Genomic DNA, 19,800 nt, shown 5'->3' on the forward strand with positions numbered 1-19,800 from the left:
AGCCGAAGGCAGCAGCAGACGATGACCACGACCGCCCCTCTCCCGCCCTGGAACCCCCAGCGTCCGAGCCCGATGCCCCACCACCGCTACCGCCCCTTCCAGAAGCGGGTGAACGTCCCCGTCCAAGGCCGGAGTTGGCCGTCCGCCCGCTTCGAGCGCGCCCCGCTCTGGGTCCCCGTCGACCTGCGCGACGGCAACCAGGCCCTGGCCGAGCCGATGGACACCCCGCGCAAGCGCCGCCTGTTCGACCTGCTGGTCTCCGTCGGCTTCAAGGAGATCGAGGTCGGCTATCCGTCCGCCAGCCGTACCGACTTCGACTTCGTACGGCACCTGGTGACCTCGGGCACCGTGCCGGACGACGTGACGCCCGTGGTGTTCACCCCGGCCCGGCGGGATCTGATCGACCGGACCTTCGAGGCGATCGAGGGGCTGCCGAGGGCCGTCGTGCACCTGTACGTGGCGACGTCCCCGGTGTGGCGCGAGGTGGTCCTCGGGCGGGACCGGGGCCAGGTGTGGCACACCGTGCGCGAGGCGGCGGAGCACATGGCCCGCCGGGCCGGGGACAGGGCCGGCCTCCGCTTCCAGTTCTCCCCGGAGACCTTCAACCTCACCGAGCCCGACTTCGTCCTGGAACTCTGCGACGGGCTGACCGGGTTGTGGGACGCGAGCCCGGACCGCCCGGTGACGCACAACCTCCCGGCGACGGTCGAGATCGCCACCCCGAACGTCTACGCCGACCAGATCGAGTACGCCCACCGCAATCTGTCCCGCCGGGACTCGGTGATCCTCTCGGTCCACCCGCACAACGACCGCGGCACCGGCGTCGCCTGCGCCGAACTCGCCGTCCTGGCCGGGGCGCAGCGCGTGGAGGGCTGCCTGTTCGGCAACGGGGAGCGCACCGGCAACGTCGACCTGGTGACCCTCGCGCTCAACCTCCACGCCCAAGGGATGGATCCCATGGTCGACTTCCGGGACATCGACGCCGTCCGGGAGACGGTCGAGCACTGCAACCGGCTGCCGGTGCACCCACGGCACCCGTACGCGGGCGACCTGGTGTACACGGCGTTCTCCGGCACCCACCAGGACGCGATCAGCAAGGGCCTGGCCCACCATGCCGTGCGGGCGGCGCAGGCGGGGCTGACGGAGGAGTCGGCCCCCTGGGCGGTGCCGTACCTGCCGATCGACCCGGCCGACGTGGGCCGTTCGTACGAGGCCGTGATCCGCGTCAACTCCCAGTCGGGCAAGGGCGGCATGGCCTATCTGCTGCGCACGCACCACGGACTGGACCTGCCCGAGCGCATGCGGCGGGACTTCTCGCGGGGCGTCCAGGAGGTCACGGACGACACCGGACGGGAGGTGGCGCCGAAGGAGCTGTACGACCTCTTCCGGGCGACGTACATGGTGGAAGGCCCGCGGGAACTCGGGGACCGCGCGGAGACGGCCTCGCTGTCCGGTGTCCTCGACGCGCTCGCCGGCGCCGGGTTCGACGTGGAGGTGCTGGAGCGGGCCGGGCACCCGGCCGCGGAGATGACGGTCGCGGAGGGGGCAGTCGCGGAGATGACGGTCGCCTACGCCGAGTGCCGGGTGAACGGCGCCACGGCCTGGGGCGCGGGCGAGGGCCCGTCGTCCGGCGCGGCCTCGGTGCGCGCGGTGCTGTCCGCGGTGAGCCGGGCGGTTCGGTAGCCGAGAGGGGGGCGCCCGGCCGGGCGCCCCCCTCAGGCTCGCGTCACTTGTTCAGGTAGGCCCAGAACTCGTCGAAGGACAGGACCTTGTCGCCGTTGAGGTCACGGGTCCTGATGACGGCCTCGGCCACCGTGTCGGTGACGTTCCAGTCGCCTCCCTGGGCGAGGGCGGACTTGAACTCGGCGGCGGTGATGAAACCGTCACCGTCCGCATCGATCCGCTGGAACTGCTTGCGTGCTTCCTCGATGTCCGCCACCGATCCGCCCCTTTTGTGTCGCGTTGCTTCGGTCTTGCCGTCGTACTGACGCAGGTCAGACTAACGGCCCGGCCAGGCCTCCAGTGCGGCGACCACCCAGGCGAACTCCGCCCGGTACGCCGGGGGCTCCGTCTGTCCTTTGATGACGGCCGCCAACTCCCGGTAGCGGGCGACCTCGTTGCCCAGATCGATGCGGCGCAGGACGGCCGCCCGGTCGGTGTCCGCGCCCAGCAGCTCGGCCAGCACGGCGTCCGCCCCGGGGTCGCCGGGCGCCACGCCCCGTGCACGCGCGTCGCCGACCAGCTCGATCAGCCGCTGGAAGAACCGCATCGAGGAGCCTGCCGGAGCGTCGGGTCCGCGGTCGGCGGCGTTGTACTCGATCATCCTGCGCATCGCGGCCCGGAAGTCCGGATCCTGTAGCAGTTCCGCCAGCTCCACCCACGCGTCGACCTGCTCGGGGCTGGGATCGTCCGGCAGGCTCACACCGAGGCTCCGCGTCCGCTCCCGGATCCACGGGTCCGCCGTGTCGAGCCCACGGAAGACGTCGTCCACGAACTCGTCCACGATCCGCTGCCGCTCGGCCGCCGACAGCCGTGCCAGTCTGTTCATCAGGGTCGTCTCCTCCGCGCTCGATCCGCGTCGCGCCACCGTCGACAGCACCGCCCGGGTCACCTTCAGGGAGCTGATCTGTGCGTCGAGGGCGGCCACGTGCGCGGCCGCCACCTCCGCGACCGTCGTCTCGCCGGCCAGCACCTGCCGCACATGGCCGAGGCCGAGGCCCAGCTCACGCAGGGTGCGGATCAGTTCCAGACGGGCGACGGACCCGGCGTCGTACAGCCGGTATCCGCCGGAGGAACGGGCCACCGGGGGCAGGGCGCCCTCGTCGGACCAGTAACGGATGGTCCGCACGGTGAGGCCGGTGGCCCGGGCCAGTTCGCCGATGGTGAACAGGGGGGTGCGGTCTGCGCTCACACCGGCGAGTCTGGACCTTCCAGCGGGTGGAGACTCAAGCGGTCCCGGCGTACCTCTAGCGGAAGATGCCGGTGTGGCCGAGCGAGTAGCGGCCCGGCTGGGGGTAGACGGCCAGGCCGTGCGGGCCGCTGCCGACCGGGATGCGGGCCAGCAGGCTGCCGGTGCCGGTGTCGATGGCGTACACCTCGGAGTCGTAGCGGCCGGACAGCCACAGGACCTTGCCGTCCGCGGAGACCCCGCCCATGTCGGGGCTGCCGCCGCCGGGCAGGCGCCACTTCTTCGTCAGCCTGTCCTGGGCGAAGTCGAAGACGGAGATGGTGCCCTCACCCCGGTTGGAGATGTACATCTCGCGGGAGTCGCGGCTGACGTACAGCCCGTGGGCGCCCTTGCCGGTGGCGAGGAAGCCGGGCTTGGCGAAGGTGTCGCCGTCCAGGATCCACACGCCGTCCGCCATCATGTCGGCCACGTAGAACCGCTTGCCGTCGGGCGAGACCTTGACGTCCTGCGGCATGGCACCGGCGAGCGGCAGCTTCTGCTTGTCGATCACCTCCATCCGCTCGGTGTCCACCTTGAGCAGGTCGCCGCTGAACTCGCAGGAGACGATGAAGTACCGGCCGTCGAGGGAGAAGTCGGCATGGTTGACGCCGGCGCAGGCGACCGGGACGGTCTTCACCTTCTTCATGGTGTGGGCGTCGCGGAAGACCAGCTCGCGGTCGAGGGAGGCCATCACGATGGCGTATCTGCCGTTCGGCGTGAAGTACAGGTTGTAGGGGTCGTGGACGTCGACCCGCTTGCCCGCCTTCCCCGTCCGGGGGTCGACGGGGGTGAGGGTGTTGCCCTTGTCGTCGTTGACCCAGAGCGTCTTCAGATCCCAGGAGGGCACCACGTGCTGGGGCTGCCGGCCCACCGGGATCGTGTCGATGACCCGGTACGTCTTCGGGTCGATCACGGAGACGGTGTCGGAGTTGGTGTTGGGCACGTAGACCCGGGACGGGAAGTCCCGGACCACCGGCGAGAGCTGGTTCGGGCGGTCGGCGGCGTACACATCGGCCGGGTCGAGCACGGGCGGCATCCCGGGCAGCCCGTCGGCCTGCGCCTTCTGCACGGACGGCCGGACGGGCGCCGTGCTGCCGGGGATCTCTTCCTTGTGTTGCCCGGTTCCGCCGCCGCACGCGGACAGCAGCGTCAGGGCGGCGAGGGCGCAACCGGCGGCCAGGGCGCGGGCGGCATGGGTGGGATGCATCAGCTCAGCAGCTCCGTGGTGGTGACCGCGCGCAGCCCGCGGCGGCCGAGTTCTTGGAGTACGGCGGGGAGGGCGACGACCGTGTCGGGATAACCGAAGTGCAGGCTCACCACGGAGCCCGCGCGGACCTGGTCCAGGACCGTGCGGGTGATGGCGGGGGCGCCGGGCCGGGTGTAGTCCAGCGAGTCGACGTCGTACGACAGCACGTGCGGGTAGCCGGCCTCCTGGGCCAGCCGGGTGACCAGCGCGGAGGCGGTGGGCGCGCGTGAGGGCCGGAACCAGGTGCCGATGGATCCGGTGAGCCGCCTCAGGCGGTCCGCGCAGGCGGTGATCTCGGCGCGGGCGCCGGGCTCGGACATCGCGTTGATCGCGAGGTGGCGCTGGGTGTGGTTGCCCAGGTCGTGGCCGCCGTCCAGGATCCGGCGGGCCAGGTCGGGGTGCTCGTCGAGCCAGCTGCCGACGGCGAGGACGGTGATCCGGGCGCCCTCCCGCTCGGCCTCGGTGAGCAGGCGGCGGGCGAGGGCGGGCTCGCCCTGGCCGTGGAAGGTGAGGGCGACGGCGGCGTCCGTGCGCGGGCCATGGGTGATCTGGACCGGGTGCCGGGGGAAGGCGCGCGGGGACGGGGCCGGCCGGGGTGTGGCCGCCGAACGACCGGAAGGGTGCGGCCGCGTGGCGGACGCGTCGGGGTGTGCGGGGGCGCCGGTCTCCGCACAGCCGACGGCGAACGCGCCCCCGGCGACGAGCCCGGCGCCCGCCCGGAGCGCCCCGCGTCGGTTGGTGGTGGTCACCCTCACCATTTAAGGGGCGCATGGTAAGAAATGCGCACATTGGCCCCGTCGGAGGGGGTGTTTCCGGGTCGCGGGCCGGGGCCGGAGCCGGGTGCGAAAGTCCCCTCGTCCGCCCGAACGTCGGGCCCAGCGCCCACCCGGAGCGTCTCGCACCAGGAGGCGAATGGTAAGAAATGCGCACATTAGCCCGACAGGGGAGCTTTTTCGGGTCGGCGTGGCCCCCCCGTGGTCTAGCGGTCGGCGACCCGCATCTCGAACCAGGTGGTCTTGCCGCGCGGCAGGAGGTCCACGCCCCAGCGGTCGGACAGTTTTTCGACCAGGAACAGGCCCCGGCCGCTGACGTCCATCTCCTGAACCGGCATCAGACAGGGCAGCCCTCGGGAGGGGTCGCGGACCTCGACGCGGAGCCAGCCCCGGCGGCGGCGCATACGGAGGCCGAAGACGCGGGCGCCGGTGTGCCGTACGGCGTTGCCCACGAGTTCGGAGACGAGCAGGACGACGTCCTCCGCCGTCTTCGGGGTGAGCGCCCACTGGCGCAGGACGACGACCTGGGCGAGCCGGCGGGCGGTGGCCGCCGACTCCGGGCGGGACGGGAGCGGAACCTCGGCCTCCGTCGGGTTGCCGAACAACTCCAGTGCTTTGAGCGCCCGTTCGTCCTCGACCGCAGGCGACCAGCGCGCCGCGGTCGCACGGCCCTGTCCCCGCGGCTGTTCGATGCCCTCCAGCCCCGCCATGCCCCCATCATGGCCGTCCGGACCGCCCTCCGGGGCCGTTCCCGCGGAATACGCCCCCCGCGCGCCACCGTCGCACGGGATCCGGTCGGCATATGCCAGGGGCATTACGGAACCACCGCCATCCGGCCCGACCTGCGGCGACGGCTCCCTCCCGGGCAAGCGCCCGGAACCCCCGACAAGACAGACTTAAGGTTGCTTTAAGGTTCCCGTAAACCGCCCCATCGGGGGACCCGGATCAGACGCCGTGTCAATTGCAAGTCCCCAAGGACCCTCAGTCGAGACAGAACTCGTTGCCCTCGACGTCCTGCATCGAGATGCACGACTCGTTGTGGTCATCGGCGAGCAGCACCTGCACGCACACCGCGCCGAGCTCGACCAGTCGTGCGCACTCGGCCTCGAGCTTGGCGAGGCGCTCTTCACCCACGAGCCCGGTGCCGACCCGCACGTCGAGATGCACCCGGTTCTTGACGACCTTGCCTTCGGGAACGCGCTGGAAATACAGTCGCGGGCCCACGCCCGAGGGATCGCCGCAGGCGAACGCCGCACCCTGCCGCTCGGGCGGCAGCGAGCGATCGAATGCGTCCCAAGTGGTGAACCCCTCCGGCGGCGGCGGTACGACGTACCCCAACACCTCGCACCAGAAGCGAGCAACGCGCTCGGGTTCCGCGCAGTCGAAGGTGACCTGGAACTGCTTGATCGATGACATCGGCGCACCATAGCAGGGGGTCTGTCTCGCTCATTCCCGGTGTGGACCCGCCTGTTGGCGGTCAGAGGAACTTGGCCTTGCCCGGCCCCTCCTCCACGAAGCTGCGCATGCCCCGCTCGCGGTCCTCGGTGGCGAACAGCCCCGCGAACCAGTTCCGCTCGACGGCGAGCCCGGTCTCGAGGTCGGTCTCCACGCCGGTGTCGATCGACTCCTTCGCCGCGCGCAGCGCGATCGCCGGGCCCTGCGCCAGCTTCGCGGCCCAGGCGTGCGCCTCGGCGTACACCTCGGCGGCCGGGACCACCCGGTCCACCAGGCCGATCGTCAGCGCCTCGTCGGCCTTCACCATGCGGCCGGTGAAGATGAGGTCCTTGGCCTTGGACGGGCCGACCAGCCGGGGCAGCCGCTGGGTGCCGCCCGCGCCCGGGATCAGACCGAGCAGGATCTCCGGCTGGCCGAGCTTGGCGTTGTCGGCGGCGATGCGGTAGTCGGCGCACAGGGCCAGTTCGCAGCCGCCGCCCAGCGCGTATCCGGTGACGGCCGCGACCACCGGCTTGGGGATGCGGGCCACGGCGGTGAAGGAGTCCTGGAGGGCGCGGGCGCGCAGGACCATCGCGGTGTGGTCCATCGCCTGCATCTCCTTGATGTCCGCGCCCGCCGCGAACACCTTCTCCCCGCCGTAGATCACCACGGCGCGCACGTCGTCGCGGCGCGTGGCCTCCTCGGCGAGTTCCTTGAGCCGGTCCTGCGTGGCGACGTCCAGGGCGTTCATGGGCGGACGGTCGAGACGGAGGGTGCCGACGCCTTCGGCGACTTCGAGATTCACGGTCATGGGCAGCAGGTTAACGGGGACTAACGCGAGTGGGCCCGGTGCTGTCCGTCACAGCACCGGGCCCGTACGTCGGTCAGCGGGGGCTCACGCCTTCCACTTGTCCCACGACATGTTCCAGCCGTTGAGCCCGTTGTCCGGGTCCACGGTGCGGTCGTTGGAGTGCTTGACGACCACCACGTCACCGAGCATCGAGTGGTTGAAGAACCAGGCCGCCGGAACCCCGCTGTCGTAGCCGCCCTTGACGTCGCGCAGGCCCACGCAGCCATGGCTGGCGTTGTAGTTGCCGAAGGCGCCGCCGCCCCAGTAGTTGCCGTGGATGAAGGTGCCGGAGTTGGTCAGGCGGATGGCGTGCGGGACGTCCTTGATGTCGTACTCGCCGCCGTAGCCGACCGTCTCGCCGTTCATCCGGGTCACGGTGAGCTTCTCGCTCATGACCATCTGGCCGTTCCAGGTGTCGTAGCCCGGCTTGCCGGTGGTGACCGGGATGGTCTTGACGACCTTGCCGTCCTGGGTGACCTTCATCGTGTGCTTCTTGGCGTCCACGACGGAGACCTGGTTGCGGCCTATCGTGAACTTCACCGTCTTGGACTGCTTGCCGTAGACGCCGTCGCGTCCCTCGACACCGTCGAGGTTCAGCTTGACGGTGACCTTGGTGCCGGACTTCCAGTACTTCTCGGGCCGGAAGTCCAGACGGTCGTTGCCGAACCAGTGGCCCTCGACGTCGACGGCCGGCTCGGTCTTGATCTGGACGGCCTTCCGCACGTCCCCGGGGTTGGTGATGCCCCGGGTGAAGCGTACGGAGAACGGCATGCCGACGCCGACCGTGGAGCCGTCCTCGGGAGTGAAGTAACCGACGAAGGTGTTCTTCGGGGTCAGCGTGGTGAAGCTGGAGTCCTCGGCCGCCGCACGGCCCGCGGAGTCCTTGGCGACCGCGTGCACCGTGTACTTGGTGGCGGCGGCCAGGTGGGTGGAGGGCTTCCAGCCGGTGCCCCCACCGGTGATGGCGCCCGAGACCGTGGCACCCTTGTCGTCCTTGACCTCGACCTCGGTCAGCTTGCCCTTGCCGGCGCTGACCTTGAGGGCGCCGCTGGTGTCGACCTCGGTGGCACCGGACTTGGGCGAGATGGTCACCACGGCCTCGGACTGCTTGCTCTGCTCGGAGGAGCCCTTGCCCTTCCCGCCACCGGAGCCGGACCCCGCGTCGGAGTCGCCCCCACCGCACGCGGTGACGGACATCAGCAGGACGCCGGCTATGAGCACCGGCCATCCCCTCCGGCCCCGTCGGCCCCCAACCGACGCCCCCGATATCGGCCGCACGTTCAATTCTTCTCCCCTCCCCGGGCCTGGTCGGACCCGCACCCCGGCGCGCGCCCCACGCACGCATCGGCGCATATTAACCGCACGGTTTTGGGGATGGTGTCAGCCGAAGGTCACCGTTTCGTAGCAACATCAACTGAACGGGACGTCAACCGGCCGCACCGCCCGCCTTCCACTCCTTCCACCCCATGTTCCATCCTCCGAGGCCATTGTCGGGAGCGACCTTTTTGTCATTGCTGTGCACGACTTCGATGACGTCCCCGACCAGGCTGCGGTCGTAGAACCAGCCCGCGGGCGTGTCCGAGCTGCCGCCCTTGACGTCCCTCAGGCCCACGCAGCCGTGGCTGACGTTGACGTTCCCGGGGGCGTCCGGGGCCCAGTAGTTGCCGTGCAGGAAGGTGCCGGAGTCGGTGAGCCGCATGGCGTGCGGGACGTCGGGGATGTCGTACTCGCCGCCGAAGCCGACCGTGCGGCTGTTCATGCGGGTGACGTCGAGCATCTCCATCACCACCATCTTCCCGTTGTAGGTGGTGTGCTCGGGGGCGCCGGCCGTGATGGGCACGGTGGCGAGCAGTGCGCCGTCCCTGCGCACCTGCATGGTGTGCTCGGCCGCGTCCACCACGGAGACCTGGCTGCGGCCGACGGTGAACTCGACCGTCTTGTACTGCAACCCGTACGCCCCGCGCGCCCCCTCCACGTCGCGCAGCCGCAGGTCGACGGTGACCCGGGTGCCGGGCTTCCAGTAGTGCTCGGGGCGGAAGTCCAGACGGTCCTTGCCGAACCAGTGCGGGCGGATCTCCACCGGGGGCCGGGCGGTGACGCGGACGGCCCGTTCGACGGCGGCCCGGTTCTCGATCTCCCGGTTGAAGGCCAGGGAGACGATCATCCCGGTGCCGACGGTGGCGCGGTTCTCGGGGGTGACGTATCCGATGAACCGCTGGTCGGGGACGTACGTCGTGAACGTGGTGTGCCGGGCCGAGCGGTGCCCGTCGCCGTCCAGCGCCACCGCGTCGACGGTGTACCTGGCGGCGAGCGCCAGCTTGGGCTCGTCCGGTTCCCAGGTCGTGCCGTCGGCCGTCAGATGGCCGGGCACCGGGGTCTCCTGGGCGTCCTGGGAGCGGCGTACGGTCACCGACTCCAGACGCCCGCCGGGCACCCGGACCCGCAGCGGCTGGTTCTGGTGCACCTCCTTGCTGCCGTCGTCCGGGGAGACGCGGATGGTGTCCTTGGGGGCCGGGGGTTTGCCCAGGACCCGGTCGATGCCGATGTCGTCCGTGATGTCCGGGCCGCAGCCGGTGGCTCCGGCCAGCAGTCCGGCCCATGTCATTAGCGCGGCCAGCGCGACGCCCGCGCGCCGTGCGCGTCCTTGTGCATGCCTCACGGGGGACTCAACGATCGTCCCCGCCCTTGGGAAACGTGAGTGCGACGCTAGCGCTGGGCAGAACAGTGGGGAGGACGACGCGACGGGGCACACGGCGGGACCCCGCGTGCCCGTTTCCACGTCGTTCCACGAGCCGCAGGAGGCTGACCCGTGACCAGCTCGGCCGAGCAGCAGGTAGTGGCGGAACAGCGCGCCGCAGTGGTCGACGGCACCCGGCGCGCCGCGCCACCCACCGTTCCGGTCTGGCCGGGCGCGTCCACTCCGCTGGGCGCGCGCTTCCGTATCGGTCCGGACGGTGTGGCCGGCACCAACTTCGCGCTGTGGGCGGCCGGTGCGGAGGCGGTCCAGCTGTGCCTGTTCGACGAGGGCGGACGGGAGACGCGCGTCCGTCTGACCGAACTGACGCACGAGATCTGGCACGGCTTCGTGCCCGGCGTGATGCCCGGTCAGCGTTACGGCTATCGGGTGGACGGCCGCTGGGACCCGTGGATCGGCGCCCGCTGGAACCCGGCGAAACTGCTCCTCGACCCGTACGCGCGTGCGGTGGACGGGGAGTTCAGCCTGCCGGCGGAGGTGTACGGGCACGTACGCGACTGGCCGGAGCAGCATGTCGCGGACACCGTGCGCGACGACCGGGACTCGGCGCCGCACGTCCCCAAGGGCGTCGTGGTGCACGACGACGAGGACTGGGCCGACGACCGCCGCCCCAAGACCCCGTGGGCGGACTCGGTCATCTACGAACTGCACGTACGCGGCTTCACCAAGCTGCACCCGGGCATCCCGGAGGAACTGCGCGGCACGTACGCCGGTCTGGCGCACCCCGCCGCGATCGAGCACCTGGTGAAGCTGGGCGTCACCGCCGTCGAGCTGCTGCCCGTCCACCAGTTCGCGCACGAGGACCACCTGCTGCGCCGCGGCCTCAAGAACTACTGGGGCTACAACTCCATCGGCTACTTCGCCCCGCACGCCGCCTACGCGGCCTCCGGTACGACGGGCCAGCAGGTCGGCGAGTTCAAGCGCATGGTCCGGGCGCTGCACGCGGCCGGCATCGAGGTCATCCTCGACGTGGTCTACAACCACACGGCCGAGGCGGGCGAGCTGGGCCCGACGCTCTCCCTCAAGGGCATAGACAACCGTGGCTACTACCGCCTCCAGGACGACGCCCGCCGCTACGCCGACTACACGGGCTGCGGCAACACCCTGCACGTCGTCCAGCCCCAGGTCCTCCGCCTGATCACCGATTCCCTGCGCTACTGGGTGACGGAGATGGGCGTGGACGGCTTCCGCTTCGACCTGGCCGCCGCGCTGGCCCGCTCCATGCACGACGTCGACATGCTCTCCCCGTTCCTCGCCGTGATCTCCCAGGACCCGGTGCTGCGCCGGGTGAAGCTGATCGCCGAGCCGTGGGACATCGGCTCCGGCGGCTACCAGGTGGGCGCCTTCCCACCGCTGTGGACGGAGTGGAACGACCGCTACCGCGACGCCGTCCGCGACTACTGGCGCGGCGCCCTGCCCGACGTACGCGACCTCGGCTACCGCCTGTCGGGCTCCAGCGACCTGTATGCCTGGGGCGGCCGGCGCCCCTACGCCTCGGTCAACTTCATCACCGCGCACGACGGTTTCACCCTGCGCGACCTCGTCTCCTACGAGCGCAAGCACAACGAGGCGAACGGCGAGGGGAACCGGGACGGCACGAACGACAACCGTGCCTGGAACTGCGGGGCGGAGGGAGAGACGGACGACGAGGGCGTACGGGCCCTGCGCCGCCGCCAGCTGAGGAACCTGCTGACCACCCTCCTGCTCTCCACCGGGGTCCCCATGCTGGTGGCGGGCGACGAACTGGGCCGCAGCCAGGGCGGCAGCAACAACGCCTACTGCCAGGACAACGAGATCAGCTGGCTCGACTGGTCCCTCCTGGACGACCCCGCCTGGCGCCCCCTGTTCGATCTGACCTCCCGTCTGATCACCCTGCGCCACCGCCATCCGGTGCTGCGCCGCCGCGCCTTCTTCTCCGGCCGCGCCCATTCGGCGGACGGTCTGCGGGACCTGGCCTGGTTCACCTCCCGGGGCACGGAGATGACGGAGGGCGACTGGTACGCGCCCGCCGCCACCCTCGCCATGTACCTCTCCGGGCGCGACATACCCGGCCGGGACGAGCGGGGCGTCCCGGTCCTCGACGACAGCTTCCTCGCCGTCCTCCACGCGGGCGACGCCCCCACCCCCTTCGTCCTGCCCGGCCCGCCGTGGGCGGAGCGGTACGAGGTGGTCGTCGACACCTCACGGGAGGACCAGGACGAGGCCCCGGCGGTGGTGCACGAGGCGGGCACGGAGATCACGGTGCCGGGACGGGCGGTGCTGCTGCTGAGGGTGGCCGGTTGAGCGCCCGTCAGCCCAGGATGCCCCGGTCGTAGGCCGTCGCCACCGCCGCCGCCCGGTCGTTGACGCCGAGTTTGGCGTACAGGTGGGTGAGGTGGGTCTTGACCGTCGCCTCGCTGATGAACAGCTCGCGGGCGATCTCACGGTTCGACGTGCCCCTGGCGACCAGGGCCAGCACTTCGCGTTCGCGTGCGGAGAGCGGCTCGTTGCCGGGAGTCCCGGGGGAACGGACCGCGGAGACCAGACGGGTGGCGACGGCCGGGGACAGCACCGTACGGCCCTCGGCGGCGGCCCGGACGGCGGTGAACAGCTCGTCGCGCGGGGCGTCCTTGAGCAGGTAGCCGGTGGCGCCGGCCTCGATCGCGGGCAGGGTGTCGGAGTCGGTGTCGTACGTGGTCAGCACGAGGACCTTGGCACGGGCGCCGCGCCGGGCCAGTTCGCGGATGGCGTCCACCCCGCCGCCGCCCGGCATGCGCAGGTCCATCAGGATCACGTCCGGGTCGAGGGCGGCGGCCCGCTCGATCGCCTCGCCGCCGTTCGCGGCCTCACCCAGCACGGTGAAGCCGGGCGCGGACTCGAACATGCCGCGCAGACCGTCGCGTACGACGGGGTGGTCGTCGACGATCAGCAGGGAGATCGCCTTCTGGTGCGGCGCGTCACTGGTCATGGCGGACCAACGGTACGCGAGCCGACAGCGCCGTGCCGTGGCCCGGCTCGGTCTCGACGGTCAGCGAGCCCGCGATGCGTTCGGCGCGGGCGCGCATGCCGTCGAGGCCGAACCCGCCGGTCCGGGTGCGTTCGGGGAGGGCGAGCGGGTCGAAGCCGGTGCCGTCGTCGCGGATGTCGAGGATCACCTCGTCGCCCAGGTAGGAGAGGGTGACGCCGACGCGGGAGGCGTGGGCGTGGCGGGCGGCGTTCGACAGTGCTTCCTGGACGATCCGCAGGAGGGTCGCCGCGACCTCCTCGTGCAGCTGTTCCGCGGTGCCGGTGACGGTGAACTCGGCGCAGACACGGGTGCGTTCGCCCCATTCGGCGACCGTCTTCTTCAGGGCTTCGGGCAGCCCGTCGTGCTCCAGCGCCACCGGCACCAGGTTGTGCACGGAGCGGCGGGCCTCGCCGAGGCTGTGCCGGGCCAGGTCGGAGGCGCGCTGGAGGTGGGTGCGGGCGATGTCGAGGTCCGGCGCGTTCGCGACGACCTGGAGCTGGGCGATGATGCCGGTCAGGCCCTGGGCGAGGGTGTCGTGGATCTCGGCGGCCAGGCGCCGGCGTTCGTCGGCGACCCCGGCTTCCCTTGCCTGGACGAGGAGTTGGGCGTGCAGGGCGGCGTTCTCGTCGAGGGCCTGCTGCAACGCCGCGTTGGTGCGGCCCAGTTCGGTGATGGTGTCCGCCTGGACGCGGGCGCGGTCCTGTTCCTGTTCGTTGAACCGGGTGAACACGGTGACCATGCCCATGTTGAAGCCGAGGATGAGGAAGAAGCCGGTCCACAGGACCAGCCCGTGCGGCGGCATGCCGCCCACCTCGCTGCCGGCCATGGTGATCGCGGTCAGGAAGAGACCGGGCATCACCAGCCGGCGGGGCAGGTCCCGGTTGGCGGTGTAGTACCCGGTCACGGCGTAGAGGGCGAAGAACGGGTTGAGCCAGGTGAGTACGAACCCGAGGGCCCAGCGCAGGAAGTAGAGGCACGCATCGGTCCGGCTCGGGCCCGTCCGCCGCCGCCTCGTCCTGGCCCACCACACCTGGAGGACGGCACCCGCGGCGACGAGTGCCACCGAGGCGACGACCGCGGGCCTGCCCATGCCGACCAGGTGGGCGGAGAGGGCCGCCGCGGCGACGCCGGCGACCAGCAGCCCGTAGGGCCCCCACCGGTAGAAGGAGGCCCGGGGCTCCTGTGGCGCGGTGTCCGTCATGGCCCCAGTGTCCGGCACGGTCCGCTCACTCCCAGCGGAACCAGCGGGCCGCCCCCGCCGTCAGCAGGACCGTCCAGCCCGCGAGCACGCCCAGGTGGCCCCAGCCGGGCCAGTCGCCGGCGGCCGCCTCGTTCAGGGCGCGGGCCGCAGCGCCGAAGGGAGTCAGGCCGACCACCCGGGCCAGCGTGTGCGGCATCTCCTGCACCGGCAGCCACACCCCCGCGCAGAACATCATCGGGAAGAACACCGCCGAGCCGACCGCACCGGCGATCTTCGTGGTGCGGGACACCGCGGAGACCACGGAACCGAGCGCGAGGGCCGCCGCGGTCGCGAGGAGCAGGGCCAGCAGATAGCCGGCCGGCTGCTCGGGCAGCGTCACGTCGAAGGCGAGCCGGCCGACGGCGAGCGCGAGCAGCGCGGAGCCCAGCGCCACCGTGCCCTGCACGGCCATCTGCGCGGTCAGCAACGCGGAGGGCCGTACGGGAGTGAGCCGCATCCGGCGCAGCACGCCCCGCTCCCGGTGACCGGTCAGTGCCTGGGGGAGCGACTGCACACCGGACATGATCAGGGCGATCAGCACGGCGATGGGCACGTAGGCGTCGACCGGCCGCAGCCCGCCCAGGGACTTGTCGGCCTCCCGGAACGACGGGATCGACCCGAGGATCACCAGCAGCAGCGTCGGGAACAGGAAGATCCAGAAAATGGCCCCGGGCTCGCGGCGGAACAGCCGGAACTCGGTGCGCAGGACGGCGGTGTTCATGCCGTGGCCTCCTCGGTGTTCTTGGCGGTCAGGTCGAGGAACGCGTCGTCGAGCGTTGCGTCCGTGACGCGCAGTTGATGGGCGGTGACACGGCGCCGGGCGAGCAGGGTGATGACCGCGTTCACGGTCTCGTCGGTGCCGGAGAGCGTGATCCGGCCGTCTTTGCGCTCGGTCGTGGCGAGCGCCGGGAGGGCGTCGAGGTCACGGTCGTCCAGCGGGGCGGACGGGGTGAAGCTGATGACGGTGGCGCCCGCCGAGCGCCGGATGAGGCCGGCCGGGGTGTCCAGGGCGGACACCCGTCCCTTGTCGATCACGGCGATACGGTCGCAGAGGCGCTGGGCCTCCTCCATGAAGTGGGTGACGAGGAGGACGGTGACGCCGCCGGCCCGCACATCCTCGATGAGCTGCCAGGTGTCCCGGCGGGCGCGCGGGTCCAGACCGGTCGTCAGCTCGTCCAGGACGACGATCCGGGGATCGCCGATCAGCGCCAGCGCGATGAACAGGCGCTGCTTCTGACCGCCGGACAGCTTGGCGAACCGCGTGGTGAGCTTCGGGGCCAGCCCGAGCCGCTCGGCGAGCGGCGCCCAGTCCAGCGGGCTCGGATAGAAGGAGGCGTACAGCTCCAGCGCCTCGCGGACGGTGAGCTTGGGCTGGAGCTCGCTCTGCTGGAGCTGGGCGCCGAGCAGGCGGGCCACGCGCGCGTGGTCGGCGACGGGGTCGAGGCCGGTGACCCGGACCCGGCCGCCGTCCGGGACGCGCAGGCCCTCCACGCACTCGACGGTGGTGGTCTTGCCGGCGCCGTTCGGGCCGAGGATCCCGAAGATCTCGCCCTCCTCGACGGCGAAGGACACTCCGTCGACGACGGGCCGGCCGCCGTAGGACTTGCGCAGGTCGCTGACTTCGATGACGGATGGCATGTACCGAGCGTCCCGGGAGGGGGCACCGGAGCGCATCGGCCGTCCCGCTCGACCCCGCATCAGCCGATCGGTTGATGCGGCGGTACGACCAACCCTGCCGGTACGACCCATCGAACATGCAGGTAGTAGGACTATCGGACGACGCCGGCCCGGCCAAAACTCGGTGGGCGTTGTCAGTGCCGGTCCGTAGGCTCGCGGTGATGCCCACGACACGTGCAACCACCGCCCGAGACCGTTCCGCCGTCCGTGTCCTCCTCCGCCTGTGGCCGTACGTGCGGCCCGCGCGGGCACGGTGGTCCGCCGCGGCGTTCGTCGCGGTCGTGGCCTCCTGTACGGGGCTGGTGATCCCGCTCGTCCTGAAGTGGCTGGTGGACGGGCCGGTGGCCGACCGGGACCCGCGGGGGGTGTGGCTGGGCGCGCTGTACCTGCTGCTGCTCGGCCTCGCGGAGGCGTTGCTGTTCGGGCTGCGGCGGTGGCTGGTGGCGCGGCCGTTGTCGCACGTCGAGGCGGAGCTGCGGGCGGGACTGTACCGGCATCTGCAACGGCTGCCGGTGGCCTTCCACGACCGCTGGGCCTCCGGCCAGCTGCTCTCGCGGGCCACCACCGACCTGATGCTGCTGCGCCAGTTCCTGGCCTTCCCGCTGACCTTCCTGCTGGTCAACTCGGTGACGATCCTCGTCGGCGTGGTCATCATGCTGATGCAGGACCGGGTGCTGGGACTGGTGGTCCTGGGCCCGGCCGTGCCCGTGATGGTGGCCTGCTTCGTCTTCGAACGGCGGTACGCCCAGGTGGCGCGGCGCGCCCAGGACCAGGTCGGGGACCTGACGACGGTCGTGGAGGAGAGCGTCCTCGGGATCCGGATCATCAAGGGCTTCGGACGGCACCGCAGCCAGGCGCGGGTGTTCCGGGAGCTGTCGGGCACGCTGCGCGGGACGGAGCTGCGCAAGGCCCGGCTGCTGGCGACGATCCTGGGTGTGATCGTCACCCTTCCGGAGCTGGCGATCGGGGTGACGCTGGTCTGGGGGACCATGCGGGTGGCGGACGGTCAGCTGTCGGCCGGGACGCTGGTGGCGTTCCTGTCGACGGCCCTCGCTCTTCGCTGGCCCGTGGACTCCATCGGCTTCCTGCTGGCGATGAGCCAGGAGGCGGCGACCGCGACGGAGCGGTACTTCGAGGTGCTGGACGAGGAGCCGGAGTCCGAGCACGCCGACGTGACCGCGCGGCCCGACGGGGACGAGGGCATCCGGTTCCACGACGTCCGCTTCCGCTACCCCGACGCCCCACCCGGCTCCCCTCCCGTCCTGGACCGGATCGACCTGCACATCCGCCCCGGCGAGTCGATGGCCCTGGTCGGCGCGACCGGCAGCGGGAAGACCACCCTCACCGCGCTGATCCCCCGGCTGCACGAGGTCACGTCCGGCCGGATCACGCTGGACGGCGCGGACATCACCGCGATGTCCCGCGCCCGGCTGCGCTCCCAGGTCGCCGTCGCCTTCGAGGAGCCCACGCTGTTCTCGGCCAGTGTGGGCGACAACGTTCTCATGGGAGCGGGTGACGAGGCCGGTGCCCCGGAGCTGGAGCGGGCGCTCGCCGTCGCCCAGGCCGAGTTCGCGCACGCGCTGCCGCAGGGCACCGGCACCCAGGTCGGCGAGCAGGGCCTGAGCCTGTCCGGCGGGCAGCGGCAGCGGCTGGCGCTGGCCCGGGCCGTGGTGGGCAGCCCCCGGTTCCTGGTCCTGGACGACCCGCTGTCCGCGCTCGACGTGCACACCGAGGCCGCCGTGGAGGCCGCGCTGCGCCGGGTCCTCGCCGACACCACCGCGCTGATCGTGGCCCACCGCCCCTCCACGGTGCTGCTCGCCGACCGGGTCGCCCTGCTCTCGGACGGCCGTATCGCCGCCGTCGGCACCCACCAGGAACTCCTGCGCTCCAACGCCGAGTACGCCCACCTGATGTCCGGCGCGGAGCCCGGGGAAGAATCCGAGGAAGAGACCGGGGAGATGTCAGGGGAAATTTCCGGGGAAGTGTCCGGGCAAGAGGAGGACGAACGATGACCGCCGCCCCCACCACGTCGGCCCCCGCCCCCGACGAGGAGGCGGAACTCCCCCGCCCGCCCGCCGCCGCCGACCCCTTCGACCACGACGTCCTGCCCACCCCGCCCGGCGCCACGGCCGCCCTGCTGCGGTCGCTGCTCGCCCCGATGCGGGCCCGGGTGGCGGTCACCACGCTGTTGCTGCTGTTCCAGCAGGCGGCGGTGCAGGCCGGCCCGCTGCTCGTGGCGTACGCCCTCGACAGGGCCGTACCGGCGCTGCGCGCGAACGGTGACCACGGGCCGCTGATCGCGGTGGGCGCCGGCTATCTGCTGTGCTCGCTGGTCTCCGGGGTGCTCCAGTTCGCGTTCATCGAGGCCTCCGCCCGGCTCAACCAGGACGTGCTGCTGGATCTGCGCGGCCGTATCTTCCGGCACGCGCAGGCGCTGAGCATCGACTTCCACGAGCGGTACACCTCCGGGCGGCTCATCTCCCGTTCCACGACGGACGTCGAGTCGCTGCGGGAGCTGCTCAGCGAGGGCCTCCAGGAACTCGTCACGGTCGTCCTGTCCTTCGTGTACATCTCGGCGATGCTGCTCTGGCTGGACCTGGGCCTGGGCGCGGTCGCGGTGGCCTCCTTCGTGCCGCTGTACCTGCTGGTGCGGCTGTACCAGCGGCGCGCCGGGCGGGTGTTCCGGGCCCGGTCCACGGCGATCGCGGCGGTGATCGTGAAGTTCGTGGAGACGATGAACGGCATCCGGCCGGTGCGCGCGTTCCGCCGCGAGGCCGTGAACGACGCCGGCTTCGGCGTGCTGAACCGGCGGCACGAGCGGACCAACGGCGACGCCCTCCTGGAGATGGCCCGCTATGTGGTCGGCTCCCGGCTGGTGGCCAACACGGCCGTCGCGGGGATCGTGCTGTGGGGCGCCTACCGGGTGGCCTCGGGCTCGCTGGCGCTGGGTGTGCTGGCGGCGGCGGTGCTGTACCTGCGGCGGCTGTACGACCCCATCGACCGGCTGGGCATGTTCCTGAACTCCTACCAGTCGGCGGCGGCCTCCCTGGAGAAGATCGCGGGCCTGCTGGCGCAGACGCCGTCCGTGCCGGAGCCGTCGCGGCCCACGGAGCTTCCGGTCCTGGAGGGCGAGCACCCCGGCCGCGAGGTCGTCTTCGACGGCGTCCGGTTCGCCTACCGCACCGGCGGTGAGGTGCTGCCCCGCTTCGACCTGACGATCCCCGCCGGGCAGACGGCCGCGGTCGTCGGCTCCACCGGCGCGGGCAAGTCGACGCTGGCCAAGCTGCTGGCCCGGTTCTACGACCCCACCGACGGGCGGGTCCTGCTGGACGGCGTGGACCTGCGCGAGCTGGCCGTGCCGGAACTGCGGCGCGGGGTGGTCATGGTGACGCAGGAGGCGTTCCTGTTCTCCGGCACGGTCGCCGAGAACATCGCCATCGGGCGCCCGGACGCGACCCGGGAGGAGATCGAGCGGGCGGCGAAGGCGATCGGCGCGCACGAGTTCATCAGCGCGCTGCCCGACGGGTACGACACGGACGTCCGCAAGAGAGGCGGGCGCATTTCGGCCGGACAGCGCCAACTGGTGGCGTTCGCCCGCGCGTTGCTCGCCGACCCGGCGGTCCTGATCCTGGACGAGGCGACCAGCTCGCTGGACGTCCCGGGCGAACGGGCGGTGCAGCGCGCCATGTCGACGGTGCTCAGGGGCCGTACGGCGGTGGTGATCGCGCACCGGCTGTCCACGGTGGAGATCGCCGACCGGGTACTGGTCATGGAGCACGGCCGGATCGTCGAGGACGGCGAACCGGCCGAACTGATCGCGGGCACCGGCAGGTTCGCGGATCTGCACCGGGCGTGGCGGGACAGCCTGGCCTAGCGGAGCCCGGTTACGGAG

17 protein-coding genes are annotated in these 19,800 nt (G+C 71.6%); 4 read left to right on the forward strand and 13 right to left on the reverse strand.

Annotated elements, in window-relative coordinates:
- The first annotated feature begins 21 nt into the window (after window positions 1-21).
- A complete protein-coding gene (locus ABZ915_RS37395) occupies window positions 22-1,683 on the forward strand; it encodes a 2-isopropylmalate synthase (RefSeq protein WP_361812730.1) in 1,662 nt (553 codons plus the stop codon).
- Between the two features lie 43 nt (window positions 1,684-1,726).
- Here ABZ915_RS37395 and ABZ915_RS37400 read toward each other — a convergent pair whose 3' ends face one another.
- The 9 genes from ABZ915_RS37400 to ABZ915_RS37440 all read right to left on the reverse strand — a co-directional run bounded on the left by ABZ915_RS37400 (window position 1,727) and on the right by ABZ915_RS37440 (window position 9,909).
- Window positions 1,727-1,939, reverse strand: coding sequence for an EF-hand domain-containing protein (locus tag ABZ915_RS37400; RefSeq protein WP_355938530.1), 213 nt, complete (start codon window positions 1,937-1,939; stop codon window positions 1,727-1,729).
- Window positions 1,940-1,999: 60 nt separating this feature from the next.
- Window positions 2,000-2,911: a MerR family transcriptional regulator gene (locus tag ABZ915_RS37405; protein ID WP_361812732.1), complete on the reverse strand. Its 912-nt coding sequence runs from the start codon at window positions 2,909-2,911 to the stop codon at window positions 2,000-2,002.
- A gap of 55 nt (window positions 2,912-2,966) precedes the next feature.
- A complete protein-coding gene (locus ABZ915_RS37410; protein ID WP_361812734.1) occupies window positions 2,967-4,154 on the reverse strand; it encodes a hypothetical protein in 1,188 nt (395 codons plus the stop codon).
- Window positions 4,154-4,951 carry a polysaccharide deacetylase family protein gene (locus ABZ915_RS37415; RefSeq protein WP_361812736.1) on the reverse strand — a complete coding sequence of 266 codons (798 nt, stop codon included), beginning with the start codon at window positions 4,949-4,951 and terminating at the stop codon, window positions 4,154-4,156. The genes ABZ915_RS37410 and ABZ915_RS37415 overlap by 1 nt, the downstream gene beginning before the upstream one ends.
- A gap of 221 nt (window positions 4,952-5,172) precedes the next feature.
- Entirely contained in the window at window positions 5,173-5,676 is a 504-nt protein-coding gene (locus ABZ915_RS37420) for an ATP-binding protein (protein WP_361812738.1), read from the reverse strand.
- A gap of 271 nt (window positions 5,677-5,947) precedes the next feature.
- Entirely contained in the window at window positions 5,948-6,382 is a 435-nt protein-coding gene (locus tag ABZ915_RS37425; protein WP_361812740.1) for a VOC family protein, read from the reverse strand.
- Between the two features lie 61 nt (window positions 6,383-6,443).
- A complete protein-coding gene (locus ABZ915_RS37430; protein WP_361812742.1) occupies window positions 6,444-7,211 on the reverse strand; it encodes an enoyl-CoA hydratase-related protein in 768 nt (255 codons plus the stop codon).
- An 84-nt stretch (window positions 7,212-7,295) separates the two neighbouring features.
- Window positions 7,296-8,534, reverse strand: a complete 1,239-nt coding sequence (locus ABZ915_RS37435; protein WP_361812744.1) for an Ig-like domain-containing protein — start codon at window positions 8,532-8,534, stop codon at window positions 7,296-7,298.
- A gap of 142 nt (window positions 8,535-8,676) precedes the next feature.
- Window positions 8,677-9,909, reverse strand: a complete 1,233-nt coding sequence (locus ABZ915_RS37440; RefSeq protein ID WP_361812746.1) for an Ig-like domain-containing protein — start codon at window positions 9,907-9,909, stop codon at window positions 8,677-8,679.
- A 150-nt stretch (window positions 9,910-10,059) separates the two neighbouring features.
- Between ABZ915_RS37440 and glgX the strand changes: the two genes are divergently transcribed.
- Window positions 10,060-12,288: a glycogen debranching protein GlgX gene (glgX, locus tag ABZ915_RS37445; protein WP_361812748.1), complete on the forward strand. Its 2,229-nt coding sequence runs from the start codon at window positions 10,060-10,062 to the stop codon at window positions 12,286-12,288.
- 7 nt (window positions 12,289-12,295) lie between these two features.
- On the opposite strand, the gene ABZ915_RS37450 is transcribed toward glgX, so the two are convergent.
- Genes ABZ915_RS37450 through ABZ915_RS37465 form a run of 4 tightly spaced genes read right to left on the reverse strand, consistent with a single transcriptional unit; the run spans window position 12,296 to window position 15,869 of the window.
- Window positions 12,296-12,952, reverse strand: a complete 657-nt coding sequence (locus ABZ915_RS37450; RefSeq protein WP_361812750.1) for a response regulator transcription factor — start codon at window positions 12,950-12,952, stop codon at window positions 12,296-12,298.
- Window positions 12,942-14,192 (reverse strand): sensor histidine kinase, encoded by a 1,251-nt coding sequence (locus ABZ915_RS37455; protein WP_361812752.1) that lies wholly within the window; start codon window positions 14,190-14,192, stop codon window positions 12,942-12,944. Before ABZ915_RS37455 ends, ABZ915_RS37450 begins: the two co-directional genes overlap by 11 nt.
- A 25-nt stretch (window positions 14,193-14,217) precedes the next feature.
- Entirely contained in the window at window positions 14,218-14,952 is a 735-nt protein-coding gene (locus ABZ915_RS37460) for an ABC transporter permease (protein WP_361812754.1), read from the reverse strand.
- On the reverse strand, window positions 14,949-15,869 hold the full coding sequence (locus ABZ915_RS37465) for an ABC transporter ATP-binding protein (RefSeq protein ID WP_361812756.1): 921 nt from the start codon (window positions 15,867-15,869) through the stop codon (window positions 14,949-14,951). The genes ABZ915_RS37460 and ABZ915_RS37465 overlap by 4 nt, the downstream gene beginning before the upstream one ends.
- Window positions 15,870-16,069: 200 nt before the next feature.
- On the opposite strand from ABZ915_RS37465, the gene ABZ915_RS37470 reads away from it, so the two are divergent.
- Window positions 16,070-17,920, forward strand: a complete 1,851-nt coding sequence (locus ABZ915_RS37470) for an ABC transporter ATP-binding protein (RefSeq protein WP_361812758.1) — start codon at window positions 16,070-16,072, stop codon at window positions 17,918-17,920.
- The gene (locus tag ABZ915_RS37475) at window positions 17,917-19,782 is read left to right on the forward strand and encodes an ABC transporter ATP-binding protein (RefSeq protein ID WP_361812760.1); all 1,866 of its coding nucleotides are present in this window, start codon (window positions 17,917-17,919) and stop codon (window positions 19,780-19,782) included. Before ABZ915_RS37470 ends, ABZ915_RS37475 begins: the two co-directional genes overlap by 4 nt.
- The last annotated feature ends 18 nt before the right edge of the window (window positions 19,783-19,800 follow it).

Origin of the sequence: Streptomyces sp. NPDC046915, from assembly GCF_040644935.1 — a bacterium.
In the GTDB taxonomy this organism is placed as follows: domain Bacteria; phylum Actinomycetota; class Actinomycetes; order Streptomycetales; family Streptomycetaceae; genus Streptomyces.

What these genes read in the sequence shown, in the direction of transcription:
- ABZ915_RS37395 (WP_361812730.1), top strand. Translation starts at nt 22, where the DNA reads ATGACCACGACCGCCCCTCTCCCGCCCTGGAACCCCCAGCGTCCGAGC.
- ABZ915_RS37410 (WP_361812734.1), bottom strand. Translation starts at nt 4,154, where the DNA reads ATGCATCCCACCCATGCCGCCCGCGCCCTGGCCGCCGGTTGCGCCCTC.
- ABZ915_RS37415 (WP_361812736.1), bottom strand. Translation starts at nt 4,951, where the DNA reads ATGGTGAGGGTGACCACCACCAACCGACGCGGGGCGCTCCGGGCGGGC.
- ABZ915_RS37420 (WP_361812738.1), bottom strand. Translation starts at nt 5,676, where the DNA reads ATGGCGGGGCTGGAGGGCATCGAACAGCCGCGGGGACAGGGCCGTGCG.
- ABZ915_RS37425 (WP_361812740.1), bottom strand. Translation starts at nt 6,382, where the DNA reads ATGTCATCGATCAAGCAGTTCCAGGTCACCTTCGACTGCGCGGAACCC.
- ABZ915_RS37430 (WP_361812742.1), bottom strand. Translation starts at nt 7,211, where the DNA reads ATGACCGTGAATCTCGAAGTCGCCGAAGGCGTCGGCACCCTCCGTCTC.
- ABZ915_RS37450 (WP_361812750.1), bottom strand. Translation starts at nt 12,952, where the DNA reads ATGACCAGTGACGCGCCGCACCAGAAGGCGATCTCCCTGCTGATCGTC.
- ABZ915_RS37455 (WP_361812752.1), bottom strand. Translation starts at nt 14,192, where the DNA reads ATGACGGACACCGCGCCACAGGAGCCCCGGGCCTCCTTCTACCGGTGG.
- ABZ915_RS37460 (WP_361812754.1), bottom strand. Translation starts at nt 14,952, where the DNA reads ATGAACACCGCCGTCCTGCGCACCGAGTTCCGGCTGTTCCGCCGCGAG.
- ABZ915_RS37465 (WP_361812756.1), bottom strand. Translation starts at nt 15,869, where the DNA reads ATGCCATCCGTCATCGAAGTCAGCGACCTGCGCAAGTCCTACGGCGGC.
- ABZ915_RS37470 (WP_361812758.1), top strand. Translation starts at nt 16,070, where the DNA reads ATGCCCACGACACGTGCAACCACCGCCCGAGACCGTTCCGCCGTCCGT.
- ABZ915_RS37475 (WP_361812760.1), top strand. Translation starts at nt 17,917, where the DNA reads ATGACCGCCGCCCCCACCACGTCGGCCCCCGCCCCCGACGAGGAGGCG.